Source organism: Ktedonosporobacter rubrisoli, assembly GCF_004208415.1.
Lineage (GTDB): Bacteria > Chloroflexota > Ktedonobacteria > Ktedonobacterales > Ktedonobacteraceae > Ktedonosporobacter > Ktedonosporobacter rubrisoli.
On the sequence record NZ_CP035758.1, the window covers coordinates 6,605,158 to 6,629,202 of the forward strand.

23 protein-coding genes are annotated in these 24,045 nt (G+C 53.7%); 4 read left to right on the forward strand and 19 right to left on the reverse strand.

The annotated features are described in order from the left end of the window. Positions 1-453: 453 nt before the first annotated feature. A complete protein-coding gene (locus EPA93_RS49235) occupies positions 454-1,449 on the forward strand; it encodes a DUF3824 domain-containing protein (protein WP_207229231.1) in 996 nt (331 codons plus the stop codon). Positions 1,450-1,617: 168 nt separating this feature from the next. Here EPA93_RS49235 and EPA93_RS28755 read toward each other — a convergent pair whose 3' ends face one another. The 11 genes from EPA93_RS28755 to EPA93_RS28805 all read right to left on the reverse strand — a co-directional run bounded on the left by EPA93_RS28755 (position 1,618) and on the right by EPA93_RS28805 (position 12,248). Next, on the reverse strand, positions 1,618-2,595 hold the full coding sequence (locus tag EPA93_RS28755) for an NAD(P)H-dependent flavin oxidoreductase (RefSeq protein WP_207229232.1): 978 nt from the start codon (positions 2,593-2,595) through the stop codon (positions 1,618-1,620). Positions 2,596-2,796: 201 nt separating this feature from the next. After that, a complete protein-coding gene (locus EPA93_RS28760; RefSeq protein ID WP_129890819.1) occupies positions 2,797-3,252 on the reverse strand; it encodes a F0F1 ATP synthase subunit epsilon in 456 nt (151 codons plus the stop codon). A gap of 3 nt (positions 3,253-3,255) precedes the next feature. Further along, positions 3,256-4,677, reverse strand: a complete 1,422-nt coding sequence (gene atpD / locus EPA93_RS28765) for a F0F1 ATP synthase subunit beta (RefSeq protein WP_129890820.1) — start codon at positions 4,675-4,677, stop codon at positions 3,256-3,258. 69 nt (positions 4,678-4,746) lie between these two features. Next, entirely contained in the window at positions 4,747-5,637 is an 891-nt protein-coding gene (gene atpG, locus EPA93_RS28770; protein WP_129890821.1) for an ATP synthase F1 subunit gamma, read from the reverse strand. A gap of 12 nt (positions 5,638-5,649) precedes the next feature. Beyond that, on the reverse strand, positions 5,650-7,182 hold the full coding sequence (gene atpA, locus EPA93_RS28775) for a F0F1 ATP synthase subunit alpha (RefSeq protein ID WP_129890822.1): 1,533 nt from the start codon (positions 7,180-7,182) through the stop codon (positions 5,650-5,652). Positions 7,183-7,310: 128 nt separating this feature from the next. Further along, positions 7,311-7,970, reverse strand: coding sequence for an ATP synthase F1 subunit delta (gene atpH, locus EPA93_RS28780; RefSeq protein ID WP_129890823.1), 660 nt, complete (start codon positions 7,968-7,970; stop codon positions 7,311-7,313). After that, positions 7,970-8,518, reverse strand: a complete 549-nt coding sequence (atpF, locus tag EPA93_RS28785) for a F0F1 ATP synthase subunit B (RefSeq protein WP_129890824.1) — start codon at positions 8,516-8,518, stop codon at positions 7,970-7,972. The genes atpH and atpF overlap by 1 nt, the downstream gene beginning before the upstream one ends. 149 nt (positions 8,519-8,667) lie before the next feature. Further along, complete coding sequence (gene atpE / locus EPA93_RS28790) at positions 8,668-8,886, reverse strand: ATP synthase F0 subunit C (protein WP_129890825.1); 219 nt, start codon at positions 8,884-8,886, stop codon at positions 8,668-8,670. A 338-nt stretch (positions 8,887-9,224) separates the two neighbouring features. Then, entirely contained in the window at positions 9,225-10,115 is an 891-nt protein-coding gene (gene atpB / locus EPA93_RS28795) for a F0F1 ATP synthase subunit A (protein WP_129890826.1), read from the reverse strand. Positions 10,116-10,181: 66 nt separating this feature from the next. Then, positions 10,182-10,403, reverse strand: a complete 222-nt coding sequence (locus tag EPA93_RS28800) for an AtpZ/AtpI family protein (protein ID WP_129890827.1) — start codon at positions 10,401-10,403, stop codon at positions 10,182-10,184. 117 nt (positions 10,404-10,520) lie between these two features. Further along, entirely contained in the window at positions 10,521-12,248 is a 1,728-nt protein-coding gene (locus EPA93_RS28805; protein WP_129890828.1) for a lysylphosphatidylglycerol synthase transmembrane domain-containing protein, read from the reverse strand. Between the two features lie 118 nt (positions 12,249-12,366). Between EPA93_RS28805 and EPA93_RS28810 the strand changes: the two genes are divergently transcribed. Then, a complete protein-coding gene (locus EPA93_RS28810; protein ID WP_129890829.1) occupies positions 12,367-12,603 on the forward strand; it encodes a hypothetical protein in 237 nt (78 codons plus the stop codon). Here EPA93_RS28810 and EPA93_RS48615 read toward each other — a convergent pair. The 6 genes from EPA93_RS48615 to EPA93_RS28835 all read right to left on the reverse strand — a co-directional run bounded on the left by EPA93_RS48615 (position 12,600) and on the right by EPA93_RS28835 (position 20,914). Continuing rightward, positions 12,600-12,737: a hypothetical protein gene (locus tag EPA93_RS48615; protein WP_165423459.1), complete on the reverse strand. Its 138-nt coding sequence runs from the start codon at positions 12,735-12,737 to the stop codon at positions 12,600-12,602. The genes EPA93_RS28810 and EPA93_RS48615 overlap by 4 nt on opposite strands. Then, a complete protein-coding gene (locus EPA93_RS28815) occupies positions 12,724-13,710 on the reverse strand; it encodes an NAD-dependent epimerase/dehydratase family protein (protein WP_129890830.1) in 987 nt (328 codons plus the stop codon). The genes EPA93_RS48615 and EPA93_RS28815 overlap by 14 nt, the downstream gene beginning before the upstream one ends. Next, the gene (locus tag EPA93_RS28820) at positions 13,707-14,876 is read right to left on the reverse strand and encodes a DUF362 domain-containing protein (RefSeq protein ID WP_129890831.1); all 1,170 of its coding nucleotides are present in this window, start codon (positions 14,874-14,876) and stop codon (positions 13,707-13,709) included. The genes EPA93_RS28815 and EPA93_RS28820 overlap by 4 nt, the downstream gene beginning before the upstream one ends. A gap of 96 nt (positions 14,877-14,972) precedes the next feature. Continuing rightward, a complete protein-coding gene (locus tag EPA93_RS28825; RefSeq protein WP_129890832.1) occupies positions 14,973-17,906 on the reverse strand; it encodes a glycosyltransferase family 39 protein in 2,934 nt (977 codons plus the stop codon). A gap of 11 nt (positions 17,907-17,917) precedes the next feature. Beyond that, the gene (locus tag EPA93_RS28830) at positions 17,918-19,195 is read right to left on the reverse strand and encodes a glycosyltransferase (protein ID WP_129890833.1); all 1,278 of its coding nucleotides are present in this window, start codon (positions 19,193-19,195) and stop codon (positions 17,918-17,920) included. Positions 19,196-19,213: 18 nt separating this feature from the next. Then, the gene (locus EPA93_RS28835) at positions 19,214-20,914 is read right to left on the reverse strand and encodes a hypothetical protein (RefSeq protein WP_129890834.1); all 1,701 of its coding nucleotides are present in this window, start codon (positions 20,912-20,914) and stop codon (positions 19,214-19,216) included. Positions 20,915-21,607: 693 nt separating this feature from the next. Here EPA93_RS28835 and EPA93_RS28840 point away from each other — a divergent pair. Beyond that, positions 21,608-22,588, forward strand: a complete 981-nt coding sequence (locus tag EPA93_RS28840; protein WP_129890835.1) for a D-2-hydroxyacid dehydrogenase — start codon at positions 21,608-21,610, stop codon at positions 22,586-22,588. A 48-nt stretch (positions 22,589-22,636) separates the two neighbouring features. Further along, positions 22,637-23,194, forward strand: coding sequence for a DUF3090 family protein (locus tag EPA93_RS28845; protein ID WP_129890836.1), 558 nt, complete (start codon positions 22,637-22,639; stop codon positions 23,192-23,194). Between the two features lie 113 nt (positions 23,195-23,307). Here EPA93_RS28845 and EPA93_RS28850 read toward each other — a convergent pair whose 3' ends face one another. Together EPA93_RS28850 and EPA93_RS28855 are read right to left on the reverse strand one after the other, a co-directional pair. Next, positions 23,308-23,718 carry a hypothetical protein gene (locus tag EPA93_RS28850; RefSeq protein WP_129890837.1) on the reverse strand — a complete coding sequence of 137 codons (411 nt, stop codon included), beginning with the start codon at positions 23,716-23,718 and terminating at the stop codon, positions 23,308-23,310. Continuing rightward, positions 23,715-23,954 carry a hypothetical protein gene (locus tag EPA93_RS28855; protein ID WP_242527525.1) on the reverse strand — a complete coding sequence of 80 codons (240 nt, stop codon included), beginning with the start codon at positions 23,952-23,954 and terminating at the stop codon, positions 23,715-23,717. Before EPA93_RS28855 ends, EPA93_RS28850 begins: the two co-directional genes overlap by 4 nt. Between the last annotated feature and the right edge of the window lie 91 nt (positions 23,955-24,045).

A 24,045-nucleotide genomic window follows, 5' to 3' on the forward strand; every position in this document is an offset into this window, starting at 1 on the left:
TCTGGTTGTTACACTATCTAGCAGCGAAGAGGAGCTGGAAAAAGCCCTGGCTATTCTACTAGAAGCGAGATCTTTTTGGCATCTTCTGCGTTGTATTTTAAAGGAGGGCGCAGGATAACCAGGCCTCGCCTGATCGATCCTACAATAGAGCGCATCGGTATTAGGCTAGTATATCGCCGATTTATTTCTCCAGAAATCGGCACAGCAAGGCATATATTTCCAGATGATCAACAAAGCCGGGTGCAACTAAAGCGCTTGCTTAAGCGTATATCAAGCACGAGAGCAATTTTATATTTGCGCAGCGAGCAGCATTGATTTGATTGCAGAAGTCTATTTGCGTATATCCCATTATGGAGAGTCAACAGAGAGACGTGAGAAAGTAGTGCTTGTCTTAGCTGATATGCCTACATTAGATATGCGCTACTACTTGAAAAGATTTAAAGAAGGAAGGTTATGAATAGTAAATCACGCCCTCTTAGTAAATGGTTTAAAACTGGCATATTGGCAACAGTTATCGCGTTCTGTTTGCTATTGACCAGTGCAATCAGCACATTCGCCAATACTGTGAATATATCAGATCAAGCGGGGGTGCTGAATAAATCGCAGGTACGCAACGAAGCATCTTCGCTCCCATATGAAGTTGATATCTTTACAGTTAGCAATTTTAGTGGAAACAATTCAGCCTTTGACCAGCGCGCACGTAGCAAGACCAACAATAATAGTATAGTTATTGCTATCAATGTCGTAGGCAGTGGCGGCCATCTGGCGATTGCTGGTGGTCGGAGCGTACCTTTGAACAGCAGCCAGAACCAGAGCGCTTATAACGCCTTTGCCAGCGATTTCCGCAGCAATCATGATTACACAAGTGCTACCGTCGCTGCACTGCGCTCTCTGCGCAACGACCTATCCAACAGTGGTGGTATTCTACCCGTTGGCGGCGGCCGGGGCGGAAATGCCTTTGGGAATAGCGCCCTGTGCTGCATCGGTATATTAGTGCTGGCCGGTATTCTCTTCTTTGTCTTCATTCGTCGGCGCCGAGGCGGCGGTGGTGGTGGAGGCTTTGGCGGTGGCCTCTTCAACAGACGTCCTCCAGAGCCTCGTTATGATCCACCTTACAACCAACCTTATAATCAGGGACCCTATCCGCCCAACTATGGCCCTAACTATCCTCAGCAGAATCAGGGCATGAATCCCTGGGCTGCCGGTGGTCTGGGTGCGGCAGCTGGTGGTTTGATCGGTTACGAGCTGGGTAAGCAATCTGGTGAACGTGAAGGGGATCACGGAAACTGGGATAACCAGGGCGGTAACTTTGGCGGCGGAGATAATGGCGGCGGCAGTTTTGGCGGCGGCGACTTCGGTGGTGGCGACTCTGGCGGAGGAGACTTCGGTGGTGGAGATTTCGGAGGCGGCGACTTCGGCGGAGGTAACAGCGGAGGCGGCGACTTCTAGCCCGCTCATAAGCTCTAGAAATGGCGGCAGGATGACTTTCTCGTTGTCCTGTCGCCAATCTTATTTTCTGCCCCACTTCCGATGCATAAGCCTTGAGCCAGCAACGTCTCAATACGCTGTACCCGAGCTAGCGTTTGGCCCTCGCCTGTTCCATATACGAGCCGACAATCAGTCGGCAAGCAGCGTATTACAGCGCTCGCGCAACAATTGCTCCGCGCCATCCCCCATCTGGCGAATCACCTCGGCAGCCGGTTTCTCCTTCTTCACCAGGCCCACAGCCTCGCCGGCATAGATATACGCCTGATCATAGTCCTTGCGCTTCATGGCTTCAGCCATCTGCTGACGAGCACTTTCGTTCTGCGCGAGCTCAGCAATCCGTGCATGCCATTGCTCGGCAAAGCTATTGCGTAAGGCGCGACCGGGATACTGCTCAGGCCAGGGAATGCCCTGGGCCACATCAAAGGCCCGTGTCAGCACTGTCTCATCCTCCCGCGCCTGAATGATCCGTGCGCGCGCCGCCTCTGTATTCTCGCATTCGGGCGAAGCCAGCAGGCAAGTGCCTACCCAGACACCCTGCGCGCCCGCCGCCAGCGCAGCCGCCACACCACGCGGCGTAGCGATACCGCCGGCCACCAGCACAGGCAGTTGCACATTATCAAGCACAGTTTGCAGAAGCGCCAGCGTCCCGACATGTCCCGTATGCCCGCCGGCTTCGCTGCCCTGAACCACCAGCAGGTCTACACCGGCCTGCGCGGCCTCCAGCGCCTCTTTGCGATTGTGAACCTGGGCCGCCAGTTGAATGCCTCGCCGATGCAACTCTTCCACATATGGAGCAGGCGAACCAAACGAAATGGAAAGCAAAAACGGGCCAGCCTCTAGCGAGGCCTGCAGAAGCTCGGGCCGCTGCTCGATTGCCCAGGCCATCAAGCCAATGCCAAAGCGTCCCTGTCCATCCTCGCCGCGCGCAATTGCCGCCTCACGCGCAATAAGTTCCGGCGTCTCCTTGCTGCCTATCCCAATCATCCCCAATCCTCCACCCTGGGAGACGGCCTGCGCGAGCCGTCCCCGGCCGACGTAGGCCATAGGCGCCCCAACGATAGGGTAGCGTAGTTGCCAGGACGTTGTGAGAAATGTATGCAGCATCATTTTGTCCCTTTCATGTAAATGCTCTCATCTCACTATATCCCAAACAAGGATAAAGGGACAATTGACAAGACATCCAAACCTAGAAGCTGAGAAGAAGACTAATAAAACTGTCCTCTTTTGGAGAACGGCTACAGAAGCGAAAAAATAAAGAAGAGGAAGCCCACAATTGAAAGCTTCCTCCTCAGCGTATAGTTTGCAAGATTAATCCTGCGAAGTCGGCATATCGATACGACGCCGGCCGCGACGGCGTGAGATCTCCACGACCTTGAGGCGGGAAACCGCACGTTCCAGAGCTCCCTGTAACTCCGCTCTCTCAACGTCATTACGCGTCTCGGACAGACGTTCCTGAGCGCGGCGACGGGCCTCCTCAGCGCGAGCCTGATCGATCTCATCAGCATGTTCCGCAGTATCGGCAAGCACCGTCACAGAATTGTGAGATACTTCCAGGAAGCCGCCGGAGACAAACATTGAATCCTCGGCGCCATCCAGCTCGATGCGCAATATGCCCGGAGACAGGAACGCGAGCAGAGGAGCATGGCGGGGCAGAATACCAAGCTGCCCTTCCGCTCCCGGCGCACTCACCAAATTGGCCTCGCCGTTATAAAGCTCGCGCTCGGCAGTCACGACCTCGACATGCAGAGTATTGCGTGTCGCCATCGTTTAACCCTTCTTCTGCTCGTCTTCGTAGCTCTGTATAACCTCATCGATCGAGCCCTTCAGATAGAAGTGGTGCTCGGGAATGTGGTCATACTTGCCACCCAGAATATCTTTAAAGCCGCTTACCGTATCCTTCACATGCACATACTTACCCTCAAGGCCTGTGAAGACCGCCGCCACCGTAAAGGGCTGCGAGCAGAAGCGCTCAAGCTTACGAGCGCGCGCCACGGTGAGCTTGTCCTCATCGGGGAGTTCGTCGACACCCAGGATCGCGATGATATCCTGTAAGTCCTTGTAGCGCTGCAGCACGGTCTGCACGCCGCGAGCCACACTATAGTGCTCCTGCCCCACGACCTGTGGATCAAGAATACGGCTGGTCGAAGCCAGAGGATCGACGGCGGGATAGATACCGCGCTCAAAGATCGAGCGCTCAAGCACGATCGTCGAGTCAAGGTGCGCAAAGGTCGTGGCCGGCGCGGGATCGGTGTAGTCGTCAGCGGGCACGTATACTGCCTGCATCGAAGTGATCGAGCCCTTCTTGGTCGAGGTGATGCGCTCCTGTAAAGCGCCCATCTCTTCAGCCAGGTTTGGCTGGTAACCCACGGCCGATGGCATACGACCGAGCAGAGCCGAGACTTCAGCACCTGCCTGCGTAAAGCGGAAGATGTTATCGATAAAGAGCAGAACGTCTTTGCCCTCTTCATCGCGGAAGTATTCAGCAATGGCCAGTCCGGTCAGAGCCACGCGCAGACGGGAGCCGGGAGGCTCGTTCATCTGTCCGAAGACCATAGCCAGACGGTCGATAACTTTTGCTTCCTGCATTTCATGGTACAGGTCGTTACCCTCACGTGTGCGCTCGCCTACGCCAGCGAACACGCTATAGCCACCGTGCCCCTTAGCGATATTATTGATAAGTTCCTGAATGATAACAGTCTTGCCGACGCCGGCACCACCGAAGGCTCCAATCTTACCACCCTTCATGAAGGGGCAGATCAGGTCGATAACCTTAATGCCAGTCTCGAAAACTTCGATATTCGCAGCCTGGTCTTCCAGCTCGGGCGGCTGGCGGTGAATCGGATAGTGCGGTGCATCAGTCACTTCCGGCTTATTATCGACGGCATGGCCAAGCACATTAAAGATGCGCCCCAGGGTCTTTGGGCCAACGGGAACCGAGATTGGCGCCCCGGTATCGATGGCGTCAGTGCCGCGCTGCAAGCCATCGGTTGGACCCATGGCCACGCAGCGAACCCAGTTATTGCCAAGGTGCTGCTCTACCTCAAGCGCGAGATCCTGCTCAGCGCCCTCGGGACGGGTAATCAATTCATTATAAATTTCTGGTAGCTGGTCTGGGGGAAACTCAACGTCTACAACCGCCCCCAGTACCTGCACGACTTTTCCCTTCGTGCCAGTTTGTGTCACTGCCATATATTCTTTTTCTCCATTATAGAGGCATGAAACATTTTCTGCTGGTTGCCTCTATGGCATGCAATGCTTTTATAGCGCCTCTGCGCCAGATACCACCTCAAGAATCTGGGTAGTGATAGATGCCTGGCGGGCCTTATTATAAGTCAGCGTAAGATCCTGCAAGACTTCGTTAGCGTTATCGGTAGCGTTTTTCATGGCTACCATCTGAGCTGAATAAAAGCTAGCTATCGTCTCCAACATGGCCTGATAGACCTGGACATCGATATAGCGGGGCAGCAGAGCCTGCAAGAGTTCCTTTGGCCCTGGCTCATAGATGTAATCTACCTGAGCCTGCTGATCGCCCTGGTCCTCGGGTGGCTGTACCGGCAGCAGTTGTACCAAAGTGGGTCGCTGTATCACCGTGTTGACAAACTCGGGATAAACCAGATAGACAACATCGACCTCCTCTTTTAAGAAGGCGTCTACAGCAACCTGCGCGATAGCCGAAGCATCGGTCAGCGCCGGCCGATCACCATAGTTAGTGAACTCGGCAATCAGATTCTGCTGACTGCGCACGATAAAATCGCGGCCTCTGCGTCCAACGGCGATATAATCGACGCCGGGCTTCTGCCCGCCATCAGCCAGCTTATTTTGTAGCTCAAGCACACCACTGGCAGCCTTGCGGTTGACATTACTCGGCAGAGCTCCACACATACCTCGATCGGGAGCAATCAGCAAAAGGCCGATTTTACGCACCGAGCGCTGTTTGAGCAAGGCGGCCTCGTCGCCAAAGTCCTCCCCACTGGCATTGGCCAGGCGCGAGACAAGCGCGCGCAGCTGATCGGCATAAGGACGAGATTCTGCAACTCGATCCTGTGCCCTGCGCATCTTGCTGCTCGCGACCATCTGCATAGACTTGGTGACCTGGCCCAGATTCTTGACCGCGCGCATGCGCCGCCGAATTTCTCGGGTCGATGGCATAAGTTCGGTCTCCTAGTGTGGTGCTGATGTCTTCTTATATTCTTCGATGGCGGCCGACAACTTCTTCAACAACTCGGGCGTCATCTTATTCTTCGCCTTCACGGATTTCTCGATGATCTCCTGACCAATTTCAGGATGAGCTGCATCCATATAGCGATACAGACCAGACTCCCACTCGGCAACCTTGTCAAGCGGCACATCATCAAGGAAACCATTGGAGGTTGCATAGATAATCATTACCTGCTTCTCAACAGAGACCGGAGCGTACTGCGGCTGCTTCAGGATCTCGTTCTGGCGGCGTCCGCGCTCGATACGAGCCTTGGTAGCCTTGTCGAGGTCTGAACCGAACTGTGCGAAGGCAGCAAGTTCACGATACTGTGCCAGGTCAAGACGCATAGAGCTGGCCACCTGTTTCATAGCCGCAGTCTGCGCGCTACTACCCACGCGAGAGACCGAGAGACCGGTGTTAAGCGCCGGGCGCTGGCCTGCGTTAAACAGATCGCTTTCCAGGAAGATCTGGCCGTCAGTGATCGAGATAACGTTAGTTGGGATATAGGCCGAGATGTCGTTGGCCTTGGTCTCGATGATGGGCAGAGCCGTCAACGAACCACCGCCGTAATCCTTGTTCAAACGTGCGGCACGCTCCAACAGGCGAGAGTGCAGATAGAACACGTCACCGGGATAGGCCTCACGTCCAGGAGGGCGGCGAATAATCAGCGAGATGTTACGATACGCCTCAGCGTGCTTGGTCAGGTCATCATAGATAATCAAGGCGTCGCGGCCGCTCTCCATGAACTCCTCACCCATCGCGCAACCGGCGTAGGGAGCGAGATACTTCATAGGAGCGGGATCGGCAGCGCCGGCCACCACGATGATCGTATACTCCATCGCGCCATGCTCTTCAAGAATCGCCTGCGTACGCGCAACCGTCGAGTTCTTCTGACCGATTGCGACATAGATACAGAGAAGATCTTTGCCCTTCTGGTTAATAATCGTATCAATGGCCACAGCTGTCTTACCAGTCTGGCGGTCACCGATGATCAGCTCGCGCTGTCCGCGGCCGATAGGAATCATGCTATCGATCGCCTTGATACCTGTCTGCACGGGAGTGTTGACCGACTGACGCGTAATAACGCCAGGCGCCACGCGCTCAACCGGGCGGAACTTCTCGGTTACAATCGGGCCACGTTCGTCGAGGGGCTGGCCCAGGGGATTTACAACACGACCGAGCAGCGCATCACCGACCGGCACTTGAATGATACGTCCGGTAGTGCGCACCTCATCATCTTCACGGATCTGGGTATAGTCACCCAGAATAGGGCAGCTAACCGTCTCCTCCGAGAGGTCGAAGGCCAGGCCATATAACCCTGTACGGGGGAATTCCACCAATTCAAGATATTTCACATCCTGCAGGCCAAAGACACGAGACACACCGTCCTGTACCGCGATCACAGTACCGACGCTTGCCGTAGCTGTAGTGCTCGTACCGAAGCCAGCGATGTTTTTCTCTATGATGGCGCTGATCTCGTCAGCCCAAGATGCCATCGTTGTTCCTCCTAGTCATCCTGGCGGCCCATCCCTGCTGTCTCACTTCTCTTTCATTTGTATCTTCCTCCAGGGAGGGGGTGCCAGGTGGATCTAATCTACTTACGGGGTTGCTTGCTTTCGTTCTGCTAGGCGCGGTCCTTAGCACCGGCGCCGGGCATCGTATAGGTAGAAGCTTTCGTCTGGGCCTCGTGACCGTCGCTGCTAGTTTTAGCTAATTCTTCAGAAAAAAAATCAAAATCGGCGCTTGAAACAGTCGTCAACAATTGCTGCTGAAGTGCGCTCAAGCGGTAGCGGACACTACCATCAACAATTTGGTCCCCGACGCGGGCTACAACCCCACCAAGAATGCTCGGATCTACCCGAGTCTGTATAATAATGGACTTACCAGTTTTGCGTTCTAACGCCTGCTTTACCAGCGTGCTCTGCGCTTCATCCATTGGAGCGGCCGTCGTGACCAGCGCCACGGCCTGGTTACGATACTCCAGTTCCATGGCCTCTAGCTCACGGGCAATATTAGGCATAACTTCAACAAGCCCGCGCTGAATAATTAGCAGAGCAAGGTTGAGCGACGTAGGTAGCACCCTGGACGCCAGTTCCTGGCGTATAGCTGCCTCTTTGCGCTGCGCGGGAATCTTCGGCTCGCGTAGGAGATAGGATAGCTTGCGATGTGAAAAAAGCCGGGCTATCTCTTTTACGTCTTCGAGCGTGCGGTCAAGCGTATTCTGCTTTCGGGCCAGATCAAAGATCGCTCCCGCGTAGCGGCGTGCTATCGCTCCCTTTAACATTAGTTATTCCTCGTCTGGTCAGCAGCACTTACAAACTCTTCCACCAGACGGCGGTTATCTTTGCTATCGACCGATCTGCTAATTACTTTTCCGGCAGCATCGATCGAGAGATTGACGACCAGGCGGCTCAGCTCAGCACGAGCACGGCTAGTCTCCTGCTGGATACGGGCGATTTGCTGCTGACTGATCTGCTCTGCCCGTGCATTGGCCTCTTCCTGTATACGATTGGCTTCTTGCTGGGCAGCTTTGGTGGCTCGCTCGATGGTCTCCTGAGCCTGCCGACGCGCATCAAGCAGGATCTGCTCCACACGCGAATTGGCCTCAGCGAGATCGCGCTTGGCTTTCTCTGCATTCTCAATGCCTTCTCGGATGGTCGCCTGCCGCTTATCAAGCGTTTTCAGGATGATGGGCAGGAGCCACTTCCAGAGAATGATAAAGACTATCAGAAAGCTGATAAGCTGCGAGACAAAGTTCAACGTGTTGATGCCGAGCGCATCGAGCCCACCAGCGGATTCAGCAAGAACCAGCGATTGCACTGCTATGTGCATGGTGAACGCCTCCTTTCCTCAGACGCGATACCATCTTACATAATAGCACGGAGACGCGGCATGTCGCGTTTCTCTCAACACTATGCACTACCTCGGGAGAGGAACGATAAGCGTAACGTGCTACGTCTCCACACTATAATTAAGATAGGTTATACGAACTTGAGCAGCAGGGCGACCACCAGTGCATAGATAGCGATAGCTTCGGCGAACACGATAGCAAGGATCATATTTGTCTGGATAACAGGCGCGGCTTCCGGGTTACGACCAAGCGCGTTGGCAGCCTGACCGCCGATGATACCGATACCGATGCCAGGTCCAATAGCACCAAGACCAATTGCCAAAGCTACTGCAAGAGTGGTAAAGTTCATGATGAAAATCCTCCTTTAAGGACGAGCAAATGTTATTTCAAATTAATATTTCTATGCAAACCGCAGCAAAAATACCTGCGAGTAGCAATCAGGTTAGCTTATCATAATGACCGGGCCCCTGCCAGATTCGTCTCTGACATACCCTGTCCCCTACCTACACACAACGGAACGGCTTCAATACCTCACTATCTTCAGCGCCACCTCATTTTAAAGCGGTTCTGACCTCATGATTATACTGCATTGCCGCTCCTCACTCGCTACCAGATTAATGGCATTATTCACCATAAGCACATGCGTTCTCCCCGGTATGCGCTTCGTTTCTCTGGGAAAAAGTGAATTTAGTGTGCAGCGACGCCTTCTTTTTCTGTGATCTCCCCGTGGGCTGCGTGCTCTTCATGATCATGGCTGTGGCTTGTGGTACCCAACTCCAGGAAAACCAGGGTCAGGAAGCCAAAGACGAAAGCCTGAACGGCAGCAACAAAAATTTCCAGTGGGATAAAGACTATGTTGGCAACGGCTGGAAGCAAGAAGGCAAATACTGCAAGCAGCACGCTACCGGCAAAGATATTACCAAAGAGACGGAAGGAGAAAGAGATGATACGCCCCGCCTCACTGATAATTTCTAGCAGGCCGACAACAAACTCGACGATACCCATTGGGCCACGGGTAAACAAGGCTTTGAAGTTAAAGTATTTGCTCAGATGCGATCCGCCTCCCAACATAGCAAACCCGAAGCCCTGCGTTACTACAACCGAGACAACGGCCATAGCAATCGTGAGGTTAAGGTCAGTCGTGGGCGGTCGGAACCATGGCACAATTGCGTTAGAGACGTCGCCGAACAAGAACATGATCGGCTGCGGCTGAATGCCATGCTTCAACAGTTCATCAACCTTGACGGTCCCTATGGTATCGATACCCGGAAAGACGTCAAGCAGGTTGGCGACAAAGGCAAAAATGATGAATGTCGCGACAAGGGGAAAAAATTTCCTTCCCTTCTCTTTACCCGAAACGCTCTCAACTAGCCCTAAGAGGGCCTCAATCAACCACTCAAGAGCATTCTGTAGGCCAGAAGGGATCATGTCACGCTTGCGCGTGCCAAAGTAGAATACCACAACTAGCGCAATAATTGTGATCCATGTGCAGAGCAGTGTATTAGTAACCGGGAACCCGAAAGGTCTAGCGATGACCTCGGGCGCAATTACTATTTCAGGAAGTCTCCATAGATTCACTCGGCATCCTCCCTATTTCGCCGAGCGCTGCCAGGTCTGGAGTGCTTAATGGTCTCCCCATCTATCCTATTTTTGAAACACACTCTTGTATAAACGGTATGCTCCATATATACCTGTGATCAGGCCAAGCAGCAGCCCGAGAAGTATAAACAAAGGTTTGGTATGGATAAGGCCATCAAGATAGTTTCCTGCAATGGCACCTACGACAATGGGGACGACTATTGTGAAGCCCATTCCGCCTAAGGCCCCCAGAGCTATTGGTAGCGAGGGTGGCGGTTTCTCGTTCATGCTTAGTTTCCCGTCTGTCTTTTCTCATTATTATACCGTTTGGATTATAGCACACGGGGATGTTTTTTTGCAACAGTTGATACATTTACAGGTTTCTATTTCCATATCTTTGTTGACTTATCTCTCAACTGGCAATACAGCTTTCTCACCTTCACTTTGCACCTTCATTGCACTAGAGACAGTTAGCCCCAGGGCGCTTAGACTCCCCAGTCCGGCTACGCACATGAGCAGGGCCGCCCAGGGGTGCGAGAAAAAGAACATGGCTGTAACGCCGCGTGCATTCAGATGTAACAGGCCGTAAAAGACAAGCAAGCCAACCGCTTCGTTACTGCCAACCTGTCCCGGGGGAGTAGGCAATATATAAAACATGTTATAGACGGTATAGCCAAAGAGAGCCGTTCCAAAGGCAATTGGCACGCCAACGGTCCAGAAGGCTAACATGGCGAAGAGCCCGTCAAAGACTACGGCGATCAGGGTCAAGATGACGGCCGGAATAAATATCCTGGGCTGGCTCGCACCCGCTAAGAGGGAATCGACGAAGCCAGTGGCAAAGCCCTCTATTTTACTGCCAAGACTCGCTGGCAACATATTGGTAATTTTTTGCAGCAAGCTTATGGCCATGTTACGCTTCCAGGCCGCCAGGGCCACAAAGAAGATCAGGCAGATCAGCAAGCCGCTCACGGCCCCCAGGACCAGCCAGAGCTTGATGTCCATCTGCACTCCTAACATGGGCACCAGGGCCATGATAAAGAGGGCAGGCATCAGGTCGAGAGCCTTATCCATGGCTACTGTGGGCAACGACTGGCTAATCGGGATGTTGGCAATGCGCTTGAGCATCAGGCTTTTGGCCACCTCACCCCCACGGACGGGCAGTAGGAAGTTAAGAAAGATGCCAACGAGAAAGAGCTGGATCGCCTTGAGCACACTGATTTCCCCGATAGGATTCAAGAATAGTTTCCAGCGCACTCCACGAATACTAAAAGCCGCCAAAAAGGCTACCCCGGAAAGCAGGGCAAAAGCAATGCCGCGCGGCGTGCTAAGGTTGCTTTTGATGATCGCGATAGTGGTAGGGATATCGACGACTTTCGAGACCAGGAAGAGCAGAGCTATACCTATAATGAAGCCAATAACTATCTTGAGCAGCGGCGAATTGAGAATATTTTTCCATCCACGCTGCGGCCTTGACTGCACAGCTACGGGGCGTATGACCGGCTTTGCTGGACTTGTGCGCCCAAATGGCTCCTTACCATAGATATTGACGACAGGAAAGGCCCCTGTCTGCTTGATACCTTCGGGCCACCACTCCTCCACATGCTCCTTTTGCCCGGCTTTGGGGAAGCGCACAGCCCGCATCATGCCACTCAAATGCATAAGATTGTGCTTGCTTAAGCGCCTGGGGTCTACGGCTTCCTGGTAGGCCTGCTCATCTAGCTCGTCAATCTGATTGAGATCGCCAAGCAAACCAACCTCAAAACGATCTTCTGGCGCAAGGGTAGGGCCTACACCTGGCACATTGGGAGCCGGAAGAGGTGGAAGGGCTGGCGTTTGCGGAGGCATGGCGTCAAGAGAAGGCGGAGGCGTGACTGGCAACTCATTGTCAGCCACTTTTCGCGGCCTGGCCTGCTCTACGCGGAGTTGCTTCGACACACTTTTCAGGACGTCAGTAGGTTCATCATCGCCTGGCTCCTCTTTTCCTTCGCTCTTGCTTTTTGCGGCAAGGCTCACTGTAGGATGGTGACTCGTTCCATCCTGCTGGCTTACGGCTTCTACAGTATTGAGTGTTGCGGTAGGGCGCTTGAATGGATCTTCATCCAGACGCTTACCCGCTCTTTTTCCTTCAGGCACTGCTCTTTTTCCTCCTACCACGTCTTATAGCGCTTCTGTTTCCCTCATCGCTGCTCAGGACAACTACTGTTTGTCAGACGTCGTGTGACGAGTGCGCCGCCTGCGGGCGACGGAGGGAATGGGGCACAATTCGCTAGATCGCGACGTCGCCTCCAAGCCCCAGGTCAAGGGGGCGCCGCGAGCTCGCGGATTGGCAGCCCTTGACATTCCCGCTGGTTCACTCCTCACCTCAACCTTGACAGACAACTACTGGCGTCAACTGACCCGCTTGTGCGAGCGATCCGACCTCTGGCGTCTTCATGGCTGCTCTTCCCATCGGCAGGACCAGCGCTTTTCTACCCTGGCGCCACTCTAGCCAACGGTTTCAGCTCTGCCAGCAAGCGCCGCAAAAGCCCGCTCTGTCTCCCAGACAGCAGAATAGCCCTGAAACAGGGCTATATGAGAAAGCTCGGCGTACTGCCCTACGGTTGAGACCTTATAGATAGCCATGTTTTTGATACCATAGAGCGGTCAGGCTCATGCCTTCTTCCAATCCGACCGCAGGCTTATAGCCCAGCTCTTGCCTGGCTCGCTCGATTGAATAAATGCGGCTCATGGTCAAGAACTTGACGCGACTGCGGGTGAGAGGAGCCCGTTCTCCCTGAAAACCTGGCAGGACTGCAAACAGATCTGAAGCTGTATTCGCCAGCCAGAGCGGAATGCTGCCCTTTTTCAGATCCTGACCCAACGCGTGGGCAATTGCCTCGGCCAGTTCACGGAACGAGACAGGATGCGCTCCCGCGATATTATAGCTTCGTCCAATGGCTTCGGACCTCTGGGCACAGAGCAGAAAGGCCGCGGTCATATCGCTGATATACACGGGATGGATAAGGGCCTTCCCCCCGGCGATAAGCACCGGGAACTTCCCATTTTTGATGGTAGTAAAGAAGCCTAGCAAATGCAGATCGCCAGGCCCATAGACCATACCGGGGCGCACCACACTGACCGGCAAACCCTGCTCTTGATGGGCACGCATGGCCAGGATCTCGCTCTCAAGCTTGGTCACCTCATAAGGATTGGTTGGTCCGTAGGGCGCATCTTCAGCCGCCGGCTTTTTGCCGGTTATACCATGTACGCCTGTGGTGCTGCAATGCACAAAGCGCTGCAGTTGCTTCTGCCCCTTGCAAGCTTCCAGGAGAATGCGCGTCCCCTCGACGTGTGTGCGATAAAACAGCTCGCCGGGCACGCTGGGATGATAGAGATGCCCAACCATATGATAAATGGTCTCGACGCCCTCAACCGCCTCGCGTACGCGCTGTGCGTCAGTAATATCACCTGCTACAAGCGTTACGGCATCTCCAAACAGCGTGCGCGCCTTCTGCTGATCGCGCACCAGCACACGCACAGTTTGTTGTTGCTTGATGAGCTCGCGCGTCAAAGCTGAGCCTAAAAAGCCTGTAGCACCTGTTACCAAGATCGTCATTGGCGAGCTCCCGAATATCCCTTAACGCTAATCGCATTTTCCGGGCAGGCTTCATAGCACAGCAAGCAACGCTGGCACGTCTTAGGGTTGACTTTGAGCGTTGTTAAATCAATGACGTTGGGCAGCGGGCAGGCATCAACGCAGACCCCGCAGTGCGTGCACTTCTCCTCGTTAATCTTGGGACGCGTGCCCACCAAGCCCGTGCTGTACAGGCTGGTGCAAAAGTGCTTTCCGCGCTCAGCAATCCAGCTATAGGGATAGTCAAGCGGATACATCAGCCAGAAAATGAAGCGATAGAGCGCCTTCTGCTCTGGCAAGCGGAACCTTTTAATCAGGCCAACATCTTCGCCAGCGAGTTGCCACCAGGGCCGCCCCATCTGCTGTAAGGCCAGGCGCAAGTGAGGAATATCGCGTGGATTCACGCCCACCAGCTCGCAGCAGGCCAGATCGACCGAGAGGCTATCGCGTCCGGCCACCAGGACTTGCAGATCGGCTTTATCGCCATAGAGCGGGCCCTCGCCATCCTGGCCTACGCTGCCATCCACGATATTCAGGTCTGGCTTAATGCCAAGGTTCATATCGACGATGCTCTGGCCAATGCCAAAGGTGTGCATATTGCGCCGGTCGGGGCGCGGCAAAATGCCCATGACATTCTTCATGCTCAAGGTTATGCCCGAAACCACGTGCGTCTTCAGCACCGGAAGATTGATCAGGCGCGCCTCTTTCATAATCTGGGGGATATGGAAAGTGCGCAGCTTCCTAGCGCCCTCTGGCCTGAGCTCCATCCAATCAGCCTCGCCACCCTCGGGATCTACACGTAAGATGCGAATATTATTTTCTTGACAAAATTTTTCTATGCCTAAGATTGTATAGGTGGCCTCGCGATCAAACTCGGTACCCGGCGTCTCGCAGAGCACCGGCTCAGCCCCGCAGGCTCGCACCTCCTCCGCCACAGCCTTCATCAGCTCAAAGCTGGTAGTAGAGCCAGTGGAGGCGTCGCGCCCAGCCACTAAATTAGGTTTCAGAATAGCGATTTTGGCACCCCTGATAACCGATTCCATGCCCCCAGCCTGGGCAATCACCCGGTGGGCAGCTTCCTCAATACCATCAAAAGTGCGCGTAATCGCTACTGTATTGGTATCAGTAATTGTTCGAGTTGCTAGCATAAAGTAGTGTTCCTTAAAAAATCCGTCTCACCTTGACCTACAAAAGAAAAGAGCAAACTTGAATGAGATTGTCCTGGCACTCTTTCCTTATCAATACTACTGCATATGCAATCGCCTAGCCACCAGCATAGTACTCCTCTGAGCAAGCTGAGGAGGATCAGTTCCCGGAGATGGCGCGCTTGCCATATGCTTCGGCTTGTGCCGCACCTGGTAAATCTTGATCACCAGGGTTGTGCCCTCATCGGGGGCCGAGAACTGCTTTACCACCACCGAATTGGCAAAAGCCTGCTTCAGCAAATTCAGGTGATCATCTCCCGAGCTCGGGCTATTCAAGAAATCTTGCATACCGGAATCGGAGATAAAGTAATCGATCCGATCCGCATCGTTGTGCAAGATCTTGTCATAGATCTCTGGATCGCCCGCCACATTAAAGTACACATGCGCATAAGGGTACGGCGCCCCATTGCCAACGCCAGCCCCACCCGGCACGCGCAAATCCATATACAGGTAGGGCGGAATCACCACAAAGTCATTCCTGGGAATGTGATCGCGTATCCAGACCATGGCCTCAGTCTGTGCCGAGGTTGTGTGCATCGTAAAGATGTTAGCTGATTGCATCACATCATACGGAATTATTACCGCAATTACGCCCAGGGTCAGCAGCGCCCGCACAATATCCATGCGTGGCAGCCTGAGCTTTAGCAGCAAGCTCAGGAGCGTATGGATGGCCAGGACCATATTGATGGCACTGATGGGAATAAGCGGTATAAGATAAAAGGTGAACACGACGCCGCTACCAGACACCAGGCCGCGCAAGAGCAGCACCCAGAAACAGATGGCCAGTCCGGCAAATACCCATAGCTTGCGATGCCACCAGCCCGCCAGAGCATTGAAGGCAATCGCCACCACGCTGCCCCACATAAGAAGGTTGTCGGTATCAACCCAGTTTTTCCAGCTCGAATAGATGTTGCCCGAGCTCGATCCACCACGCTGGGCCTGGCCGGCAAAGGTACCTATCAGACTCAAATGCTGGTGATTATCGCCAAGGATATGCCAGCTATCCGGGAAGAGCTCGCCCTTGAGAACCGCCATCAAGACAAAGCTAGAGCCCAGAGCACAGATGGTATAGGCAAAGGCGACAAGCGCGAACTTGCGCTGAAAGCGAGTCGTCTGCAGCCACACGGCATAGATCATGCCTGGCAAAAACATGACAAAGACTTCTTTGGAGAGCAAGGCCAGGCCAAATGAAATGCCTCCTAGCGTAATGTAGGATAGGCGGCTTTCGCTGACAAAGATCAGGTAGAGCGAGAGCAGCATCCAGAAAGTGCCGATGTTGTCAAGCAAGACCAGGCGCTGATAGTCGACGCTCAGCGGTGAGAGCGCAAAAAGGATCATCGCCAGCAGGGCGGCCGCACGACTACCTCCCAGGCGGCGCACCAGCAAATAGATAAGCAAAGTGCTGCCAACCGCATAGACAAGCATAAGTACGCGCCCGGTATTGAGGGCATTGCCAAAGGTAAAAAAGCCACCGACAAGCTGGACCAGTCCCGCGAGCTGCATCCAGGCCAGGGGAGGATGTCCATAGCCATAGGGATAGTTGGCGATCTGCCCGTTGAGAATAGCCCAGGCGCTTGCCATATAGGTGCCCTCGTCAATTTCATAACGGGGAGCGTTAAACATGTTCAAGCCATGAGCCAGCAACGAGGCGAGCAAGCCAAGGATAACGACAAGAGTCTCTAGCCAGGCTGGAACAGGAATCTTACTTTTCCACGCAGTCCTGTTCAGCTCCACGTGAGGCATCATTCTGGTCTCGCTCTGCGCCAGGCGCTCTTGCTGTCCCGGCACAACGCGGTGCATGGCCGTCGTATTGCCGGTGGGCTTACTGATTGGGTTGCGCCTCAGCCCGGGACGATAGACGGTGCGCACAAAAAAGTTCGGGCTACGATAGAGAATCATATTCCCGTTTTCATCTATCTCCGGCTCAAATAAGCCATGTTTGCGACCAGGCTGTGGCCGAATGCCTCTCGGCTGCTGTATAGCTTCTGCTTGATTGCCATGCTGAACAGGCCACGGGCGAACCGTTTCCTGCTGGGTAAGCATATGCTGAGCGCCCATCGCCGGAGGCTGTGGCGTGTGCGGAATGGCTGGCGGCCGCATATGAGGCTCATTGGAGACCGCAGGCGAGGCCATGATCTGGGTCTGCTGATCTGCCGGGGCCTTAGCTCCGGGCATAGGCGGCTGAGCTTGCGGCAAGTTTCGCCCACTCAGAGGATCATCATTCTGGCCAGGACGATGAGGAACAGGGAAGCCTCGTTTGTGTAACAAAGCTTCGTCAGCTTGTACCTGTCCCGGCAGAGAGCGTTGCTGATCCGCGTGCGAATCGCCAGTAGCCGGCTGCGCTGGCCATGACGGTATTTGCGAACGCTGCTGCATATCGGGCTGCTGCTCAATACCTGGCCAGGACGCTGGATTCTTCGCCTGTTGCATCCCCTGTTGTTGTTCGATACCCGACCAGGATATGGGATTCCTCGTCTGTTGTTGTTCGATACCCGGCCACGACGCTGGATTCCTCGTCTGTTGTTGTTCGATACCTGGCCACGACGCTGGATTCCTTGTCTGCTGTTGCTGTTCGATACCTGGCCACGATGCTGGATTCCTTGTCTGTTGTTGTTCGATACCTGGCCAGGATGCTGGGTTTCTCGTCTGTTGTTGTTCGATACCTGGCCAGGATATGGGATTCCTCCCCTGCTGCACCCCCTGTTGCTGTTCGATACCTGGCCACGATGCTGGGTTCCTCGTCCCCTGGCGGCCAGGTGGAGCAGCACCTGGCGGGTAGCCTGCTGGCCCTTGCTCAGCAGGAACAGGCGGCTGCGGAAGGCCTCGGCCTGGCGGTCCCTGAGTCGTTGAGGGTGGCGTGGCCATTCTCTCGACCCGGCCTTTTTTGAGCCCTGGGGGCACCTGGCCCCGGAGCTGCCTGGCCGACTCTTGCTCCTGTCTTTCTTCTCCTGAAGGTGGATTTTGCGCTGTCATACTTCCTATCTCTATCTATACGCAGCCTGGCCGCGATGTTGTCCAATATGCGCTGTCTTCTCCCAGTTTGTCGCGCCCTGAATGTAGCGCCAGACAGCCCGGATAGCGCCAATGCCCAGTAACCATTGATAAGGGAAAAAGAACAGGATCATGATAAACACCTCACGCCATCTCCATGGGCGCCCATGCGCTTTCAGGAACTCGTACAATCCGGCCAGCTCAACAAAGATAGACAGGACCAGACAGTAGAGCGGCAAAAAGGTGAGCATCGCCACCCAAAGCGGGAACTTCACAAGGAAGAACATTAAGACTGATATCGGCACCATGATGGCGAAGAAGGCCTGCATCTCTGGCAGGATCAACACATAGAGCGCCAACATACGCTGAGAAAACTTCTCCAATCTGCGCCAGTTTCCCTTAAATAGCACCTGGATAAATCCCTGATTCCAGCGCGTGCGCTGCTTAATAAACTGCTCAATCGTACCTGGCGTCTCCTCGCGCGTCACAAATTCATCATCGTACATAATGCGAATGCGCGCATGCGAGAGGCAAAGGCGAATACCCAGGTCCGCATCCTCGGTCAGGCAGGTCTCGTCCCAGCCGCCGAGCTGCTCCATAAGCTCGCGCCTTACAAAAACTGTGTTGCCACCAAGCGGAGTCATACCGATTCGAGAGAAGAAATGCAGGGCCGACTTAAACCAGAAAAAGTACTCTAGCACGTTAAGGAAACAGAACCATTTTGTGTTATGGTTCATAAGCTGAACGCCGCTCTGCACCACATCGACATCTTCATTGATCATCGTGGTATTGATAATGTTCAGGATATCGGGATGAGGCTCATCCTCGGCATCAAAGATAGTCACAATATCACCACGCGCTACAGTCAGAGCATGATTCATCGCGCGTGGCTTGCTGGTTGGCTTATTATTATAGACGAGAAGCTGCACATTTGGATCGCCCAGCTGCTCAATCTTATGCTGAGCTTCGGCGATCGTCCCCACATCATCGTCGCTGCAGATAGCAATAATCTGCATTAACTCTTTAGGATAATGTAGATCATAGACTTTTTGGATTGTCTCCTGATAAACTTCCTCCTCGTGACGAGCAGGCAAGAGAATAGTAAAAGAGAGACTGGGATCTTTATAGATCGTCGGTGCGTGATTGAGCCACGCGTTCTCCGGCTTTTCCCAGATGAAGAGATACAAACGTATATTAAAGATGGCTTGCACCGTCATTAGTAGAGTTATTAACAGATAGAGCATTTCAAGTAACGAGATTACAACATCCACAATGGTCTTCCTCCCTCTTTAGCATGGCACAGAGACAGCTAAGGGGTCAGTTTTATTCCCACATTCAGTATAAGTTAAAGGTGCAACCGCTGTATTTGCATTATTTGAAGGGGTGAAACTATACGCTTCGGCGCCCCCATTGCGATGCAAAGTAACCATAACAAGGCTATTACCGGCAAGAGAGATATCCTGACTATGCCAGGGACTAAAGCCCAGCACGCGATTCAGCGGCTCAATCTGTGCATTCTGGGCTATCGGCGATTTATTGACGAAGAGCAGGCTTACCGTCTGGTGCTCTTTATCCTGGGTCGCATAGACGCTAATCGGATCATGCTGAATCGCCAGCGGTATAAGCTCGCTCTGCATATGCGCAAATAACTGCATAACCCGGGCCATGGTAGTAACTGTCAGGCCGCCCTGCACAAAGAACGGATAGGGCCTATCGACTCCTGTGGCCGAGAAAAAGGCTGTATATTCAACCTGCTGATTCATCAGCGTTCCCAGGGTATCGGCCCACCAGAGAGCTGCCTGCCCGGGCGGCGGATTCTTATCCCCCGGATTCGCATTGATTTCCGTGATGGCAATTGGAAGATCCTGGCCAAAATCCTGGCGAATCAGCGCGCGTAAAGATGGCAAAAGATAGTTCCACTCGTTGCTACTGCTCAAAAGGAGCGCCGGGTCCTGACGTGGATTATCGAACTGGTAACGATGAAACGAGACGCCATTGAGCAGTTGGAAGCTCAATTCCGGGTGTTGCTGCTGATAGAGCGAAACCCCCTTGAGAAAGCCTTCCATCCAGAGCGCTCCCTGGGCATCAGTTGGGCCGGCCCCCAGGCCATAAAACTGGCTCAGTTCCGGCCCAAAGACCTTGATAGTTGGATCGCTGCGATGCATCTCCAGCGAGAACTGAATAAAGGCGCTGACATATTCAGCAACCGTGTAAGGCTTGCCCGTCAGCGGATTAAGCGAGAGATTTGGCTCGTTGCCCACAGTCCAGAGAGCCACGCGATGGAAAGGATCTTTCTGATGGGCGCCGATGCGCTGCTGACTCTTGGGGTTATTCATGTAATCGACCCAGCGTCCGGCTAGCACAGCTCTTGAGTGCAGGTCGGTAGTCATGCCCGCCGGCTGGAGAGCGCCGTTTGCATCGGCAACCGGGCCGGAAAGATGGGCCTGGAGCATGCCATCAGCCTGCAAGGCATCGAGCAATTGAGAGAAATCCTTCAGCTGGTCAATGGAAAGGATATGTTGCTCGCCCCATTCGCCGCCGGGATAGCGCAAGAGATGAATGTGCATACCGCGCATCACACTGAGCATAGAAGAAGTATAGTCTACAAAACCACTGGTTCCATCTTGTGAAGTCAAACCGCGTCGCGGAAAAATATTAGCTCCAAATAAATCAGGATTGATAGGGAAGCTCTGGCGCAAATCAACTGTAGCTGCCTGCTGGTCGCCAACCCGCAAAATGAGCTGATCCCCAACCGCACTGGCAACCACGCTCAGGCGTAAGGCTGTAAATAAAACCATGATCAGCAGAACAACGCTTAAAATAGTAATGATCCCGCGTTGCCGCCGCCGCCTGGGCATATTCTCGGGATTGAGATCTTTCCAATCGAGATTTAGGATCGCTCTTCTCTTGGCGGTACCTGCCCCCTCTGCCTGCCTCTCCTCTAATTGCGTGGCAGTACCGTCGCGCCCCTTATTACTATTCAATACCATACTAGCTTCCTCTATCTTGAGATTTGCATGCAGTTGCAGTACAGTAAAACTGGCACCAATGGTAAGATATACTTCAGAGATAGAAATATCTAATCTATTAGACGTGCTGAAAGTAGCCTGAAGGCTAGAATGGGAAATTTGTCCCCCATTTTCCTTATTTTCGTTACGCGCCGCCCGAGCAAGAGCATAATATGTGCAAGTTTTTGCTGCCCACGGTGACGAAAGGTGTCAGCTCAAATATACACATCTTAAGAATGAACGCCTACCTGAGCCTTTTTTGGGTAGCTCGGCCTGGCCAGGCCGAAACATGCAGAGTAGGGCAAACTGGGCCCAGGCGCAACAAAGCGCATCCCTATTTCCACTATACACACACCGTAAATAGGGACGCTTCGCGCATAGACATTCTCTATATGAGTGGATGCCAACCTATAGAGAAGGGTTCGGATTGTACCCAGGTATCGGTACTCCTCGTGAAGTATAGAGGAATAGTAAAGCGTGCGCAATGCACGAGAGTATCAACGAGTAGCAACGATGGTATCAATCTGGCCCTTACTCGTATGGCATAAAGAGCAGTACACAGCGAAATACTGCTTTTGTTATAAATACTATTGCCACTACGCTACGATTCGGATAGACTTTAGGGAAGGAGCGGAGGCATAAACTATCCCGCAATGTTCTAAGGAGTACGAAGATATGACTGATGGTTTGAAAATAATAAGCACCTTTCCCTTTTCCGCTGAATCTCAGCAAGTGTTGCGAGAAGCTGCCCATACAGATGTGCTCTGCATCACCAACGTCGATGAGTTCTTATCAAAGCTGCGGGAAGCGGAGATTCTCTGCTCGTATTGGATACCAGACAACTGGCGCGAGCTAGCCCCTCACTTGCGCTGGTTACAGGCCTCGGGCGCCGGTATTGATGAGTTAAGGCCTACAGGCATCCTGAAACGCGAGAGCGGCGTTGAGGTCACGACGGCCGCCGGCATTAACGCACCAACCATTGCCGAATATGTTTTTGGCAGCATGCTGATGTTCAACCGAACCTGGCCAGAGATGGTGCGCCTGCAAGATCGCCATGTATGGCCACGCAGCGCCCACTGGTATAAATTGGGGGGGCGCGAATTGGGCGAGCAAACGCTGGGAATTGTTGGTCTGGGCAGCATTGGACGACAGGTGGCTCGCATAGCCCGCGCCTTTGGCATGCGCATCCTGGCCACGCGACGCAGCGCTCAGGAGGGCAGCCAGGACCCGGATGTAGATCAGCTCTTTCCACAAAGCCAGCTACGCGCAATGCTCGGGCAAAGTGACTATGTGGTCCTGGCTGTTCCATTGACGGCCGAGACTGAACAAATGATTGGGGAAGCCGAGCTCAAAGCCATGCAACCTCACACTTACCTGGTAAATGTGGCTCGTGGCCGCGTCATCGACGAAAAGATGCTCATTGAGGCGCTGCGCGAAGGTTGGATCGCCGGGGCCGGCCTCGACGTGGCGGCCGAGGAACCCTTGCCTTCTAATAGCCCCTTATACTCTATGCCAAATGTAATCCTGACGCCCCATATTTCTGGCGTAAGCGTGCACTACAATAAACGTCTCACTGAGTTGTTCGCCGACAACCTGCGACGTTATCGCGCCGGGGAGCCGCTACGCAATCTTTATGATCCCATACGAGGATACTAACATAGGCAAAAAAGGTATCCCCTGAAGACCTAGATAGAGGTACAAATTATGAGTAGAGAGCTTGGCCTGATCAGTGTACTGGGAGCGGATGCCATAGGGCAGCCCGGTGAGCGCCGTTTTCGGATCTTTGCGGAGAGCAGACGTGGCTCTGTTGTGCTCTGGATGGAGAAGGAGCAACTCAATAGCCTTTCACTGGCCCTTGACCGCTTCATGTCCCAGATTACCGAAGGGCAGGTGCTACGCGTGGAGGCGCGCGCCGGTGGGCAGCCAGTCCCCGAGGGCATGCCTGCCGATTTTCCCCTGGCTTCCGCCTTCGATTTCCAGGTGGGGCAGATGAAGCTGCATTACGATGAGTACAATGCAGCCTTTATCCTTAGCGCGACCCCGCTAGAGATCGTTATGGAGCCAGGAGAGGAGCCAAAGGCACAGCTACGCGAAGACGATACTGTTTCCTTCATCTTCACACAACAGGATGCCCAGGAGCTGGCAAGCACAATCGCCAGAGTGATAGAGTCTGGTCGTCCCGTCTGCCCGCTCTGTCATGCGCCGCTGGATGGCGGTCCACATGCCTGCGTCAGGCAGAATGGGCACAGAGAAATCTTTTAAAATCAACCCAAAGAAAGGGCGCGTTCGAGCGCGCCCTTTTTCTGCTACGTTTGCGTGCGCCAGGCAGATAGTTTAGAGTATAAAGGTCAGCATTCTCGCATCCCAGGCTTTACTTAGTCGATACATAAGTACTTATTTGCCTTCTGCAGGTAGGTTTCCTCATTCGCCTCAATCATTAGTTTATGAAGTACCACCATATCGGCGTCCGGCAAATACTCTACCGGCTGCAGACACAGACGCATGACCGCATGACCATTTTCAACAACCTGGACATACCCCCTACTTCGCGGCACACGATAGATGCGTTGGGGCGCAGTAGGGCTAGGGATCTCCAGGTAGCCGCGCCAGCTTAGCTGACGAAATTGCTCCGGCGTCAGCGTGTCGCGAAGAAGATCGGTAGCCCGTCTTTCGGCGCGCGACCATCCCTTTAAGCATGGTTGAAAAATTAACCACACCATCGGTGAGATAGCGAGAGCGATGACAATCCAACACAGAACAGTAAGTGCCTGAGAGACGGGGTTCATCCCCCAACGACTCGCGGGACCATAACTATCTGCTCGGCGGTGGCGTCAAACTGGTCGATACGCTGGATCGGCTTGCCCGTTTCAACGCGGAAGGCTGTTGCTCCTTTAGCACGCTCTTGTGCGAAAATTCTTTCCGCCTCTTTGACTGCCGCGATTGCTTCGAGATCACCCGTCACTACTTTTTGTTCGTCCCAGGTGACGCGATCATCGCCGCGTCGTGACATCACCCGTAACATTCCCACAGTCGTTCCTCCTTCGTAGTCTACGCCATCTACAATGGCAGTTTCAACGAATACCTATACAGGTAGAGAGGCAACTAGACAGTTA

Excerpts from the sequence above, each read along its gene's own strand:
- EPA93_RS49235 (WP_207229231.1), top strand. The coding sequence starts at position 454 with ATGAATAGTAAATCACGCCCTCTTAGTAAATGGTTTAAAACTGGCATA.
- EPA93_RS28755 (WP_207229232.1), bottom strand. The coding sequence starts at position 2,595 with ATGATGCTGCATACATTTCTCACAACGTCCTGGCAACTACGCTACCCT.
- EPA93_RS28760 (WP_129890819.1), bottom strand. The coding sequence starts at position 3,252 with ATGGCGACACGCAATACTCTGCATGTCGAGGTCGTGACTGCCGAGCGC.
- atpD (WP_129890820.1), bottom strand. The coding sequence starts at position 4,677 with ATGGCAGTGACACAAACTGGCACGAAGGGAAAAGTCGTGCAGGTACTG.
- atpG (WP_129890821.1), bottom strand. The coding sequence starts at position 5,637 with ATGCCATCGACCCGAGAAATTCGGCGGCGCATGCGCGCGGTCAAGAAT.
- atpA (WP_129890822.1), bottom strand. The coding sequence starts at position 7,182 with ATGGCATCTTGGGCTGACGAGATCAGCGCCATCATAGAGAAAAACATC.
- atpH (WP_129890823.1), bottom strand. The coding sequence starts at position 7,970 with ATGTTAAAGGGAGCGATAGCACGCCGCTACGCGGGAGCGATCTTTGAT.
- atpF (WP_129890824.1), bottom strand. The coding sequence starts at position 8,518 with ATGCACATAGCAGTGCAATCGCTGGTTCTTGCTGAATCCGCTGGTGGG.
- atpE (WP_129890825.1), bottom strand. The coding sequence starts at position 8,886 with ATGAACTTTACCACTCTTGCAGTAGCTTTGGCAATTGGTCTTGGTGCT.
- EPA93_RS28800 (WP_129890827.1), bottom strand. The coding sequence starts at position 10,403 with ATGAACGAGAAACCGCCACCCTCGCTACCAATAGCTCTGGGGGCCTTA.
- EPA93_RS28810 (WP_129890829.1), top strand. The coding sequence starts at position 12,367 with ATGGGGCACAATTCGCTAGATCGCGACGTCGCCTCCAAGCCCCAGGTC.
- EPA93_RS48615 (WP_165423459.1), bottom strand. The coding sequence starts at position 12,737 with ATGGCTATCTATAAGGTCTCAACCGTAGGGCAGTACGCCGAGCTTTCT.
- EPA93_RS28815 (WP_129890830.1), bottom strand. The coding sequence starts at position 13,710 with ATGACGATCTTGGTAACAGGTGCTACAGGCTTTTTAGGCTCAGCTTTG.
- EPA93_RS28820 (WP_129890831.1), bottom strand. The coding sequence starts at position 14,876 with ATGCTAGCAACTCGAACAATTACTGATACCAATACAGTAGCGATTACG.
- EPA93_RS28825 (WP_129890832.1), bottom strand. The coding sequence starts at position 17,906 with ATGACAGCGCAAAATCCACCTTCAGGAGAAGAAAGACAGGAGCAAGAG.
- EPA93_RS28835 (WP_129890834.1), bottom strand. The coding sequence starts at position 20,914 with ATGGTATTGAATAGTAATAAGGGGCGCGACGGTACTGCCACGCAATTA.
- EPA93_RS28840 (WP_129890835.1), top strand. The coding sequence starts at position 21,608 with ATGACTGATGGTTTGAAAATAATAAGCACCTTTCCCTTTTCCGCTGAA.
- EPA93_RS28845 (WP_129890836.1), top strand. The coding sequence starts at position 22,637 with ATGAGTAGAGAGCTTGGCCTGATCAGTGTACTGGGAGCGGATGCCATA.
- EPA93_RS28850 (WP_129890837.1), bottom strand. The coding sequence starts at position 23,718 with ATGAACCCCGTCTCTCAGGCACTTACTGTTCTGTGTTGGATTGTCATC.
- EPA93_RS28855 (WP_242527525.1), bottom strand. The coding sequence starts at position 23,954 with ATGTTACGGGTGATGTCACGACGCGGCGATGATCGCGTCACCTGGGAC.